Source organism: Streptomyces pseudogriseolus (assembly GCA_002154585.1).
Lineage (GTDB): Bacteria > Actinomycetota > Actinomycetes > Streptomycetales > Streptomycetaceae > Streptomyces > Streptomyces pseudogriseolus.
Map to the genome: position 1 here is coordinate 1 of MUNG01000765.1, position 1,780 is coordinate 1,780.

Annotated in this window: 2 protein-coding genes; both read right to left on the bottom strand. The window is 73.3% G+C overall.

Translation table 11 applies throughout. From position 1 onward, the window contains the following. Positions 1–39: 39 nt before the first annotated feature. Entirely contained in the window at positions 40–702 is a 663-nt protein-coding gene (locus CCN29_RS34635; RefSeq protein WP_006130493.1) for a helix-turn-helix transcriptional regulator, read from the bottom strand. 307 nt (positions 703–1,009) lie between these two features. Beyond that, complete coding sequence (locus CCN29_RS34640; RefSeq protein WP_006130494.1) at positions 1,010–1,642, bottom strand: DUF3000 domain-containing protein; 633 nt, start codon at positions 1,640–1,642, stop codon at positions 1,010–1,012. Between the last annotated feature and the right edge of the window lie 138 nt (positions 1,643–1,780).

A 1,780-nucleotide genomic window follows, 5' to 3' on the forward strand; every position in this document is an offset into this window, starting at 1 on the left:
GGACGGGCCGGACGGTGCGGAAGGGTACGGGGGCCGGGGTCAGTGGATGATGCCGGTGCGCAGGGCCACCGCCACCATCCCGGCGCGGTCGCCCGTACCGAGCTTGCGGGCGATGCGGGCGAGGTGGCTCTTGACGGTCAGGGCGGACAGGCCCATCGAGACGCCGATCGCCTTGTTCGACTGGCCCTCCGCAACCAGCCGCAGCACCTCGACCTCGCGGCCGGACAGCTCGCGGTAGCCACCCGGGTGGCTCGGGGCACCCGGGGGACGACGGTGCAGGCGGGCGGCCGCCGCGCCGATGGGAGCCGCACCGGGACGGGTGGGGAGCCCGAGGTTGGTGCGGGTGCCGGTGACGACGTAGCCCTTGACTCCGCCGGCGAGCGCGTTGCGTACGGCGCCGATGTCGTCGGCGGCCGAGAGGGCCAGGCCGTTGGGCCAGCCCGCGGCGCGGGTCTCGGAGAGAAGGGTGAGGCCGGAACCGTCCGGCAGATGGACTTCGGCGACGCAGATGTCGCGGGGGTTGCCGATGCGGGGACGAGCCTCCGCGACGGACGAGGCCTCGATCACGTCGCGCACACCGAGCGCCCACAGATGGCGGGTGACGGTGGAACGGACGCGGGGGTCGGCCACGACCACCATGGCGGTCGGCTTGTTCGGGCGGTAGGCGACCAGGCTTGAGGGCTGCTCGAGGAGAACGGACACCAGGCCTCCTGGGGTGCGGGACGGGGCCGGCTCGTGGGGGGTGAAGCCGGGACGAACCGTGCTTTCAAGGTCACAGTCGTCTTCGGCATCAAACCTGATGTCCTTTAGGAAATGATCACGATCTGGTGAGTAACAATCCGGGCAATTCGGACGCGCGATCGATCATTCGAAGATCGAACGGTTTCGGTCCGCGTCGGAACGCTTCCGAAAGTGGCCGTATCGACAAAGAGACGGGCGGCGGGGCAGCCGGGGGTGTTCCGTGAGGCGACCGATTACGACTGGCCGAAACCTGCCCCCCTGCGCCCGCTCAGTGCGACTGCGGTCCCCGCCGCTGCGGCAGCGTCACCACCGACGCGTCCCCCGGCGCGGCCGGCGGCAGCCCCGCCACCTGCGCGAGCAGATCGCACCAGGCGACCAGGTGCGCCGCCGTGTCCGGCACCCCGCCCAGCCCCTCCCGCGGCGTCCACGACGCGCGGATCTCGATCTGCGAGGCGGACGGCCGCTCGGACAGCCCGCCGAAGTAGTGGGAGCTCGCCCGCGTCACCGTCCCGCTCGGCTCACCGAACGCCAGCCCGCGCGCGGTGAGCGCACCCGTGAGCCAGGACCAGCACACGTCCGGCAGCAGCGGGTCCGCCGCCATCTCCGGCTCCAGTTCCGCGCGGACCAGGGTCACCAGCCGGAACGTGCCGCGCCAGGCGTCGTGCCCGGCCGGGTCGTACAGCAGCACCAGCCGGCCGTCGGCGAGGTCGTCCTCCCCGTCGACGACCGCCGCCTCCAGCGCGTGCGCGTACGGCGCGAGGCGTTTCGGCGCGGGGGTGGGCTCGACCTCGATCTGCGGGCGCAGCCGCGCGCCGCGCAGCGCGTCGACCGCGGCCCGGAAGGGCAGCGGGGGCGTCCCCCCGGGTCCGGTGGTGCCCCCTGCCTCCTTCGGTTCGTCCATTCCGCCAGCGCCGTCCGACAGTCGTCCCTGAGCCGCAGCCATGCGGGGAAGATTAAGCGGAACGGGCCGTCGGCGCAGGGAGGGACACCCGCGCCGTCCGGGGGTGTCCGGATCACGCCCCACCCCGCGCCGCGCGCC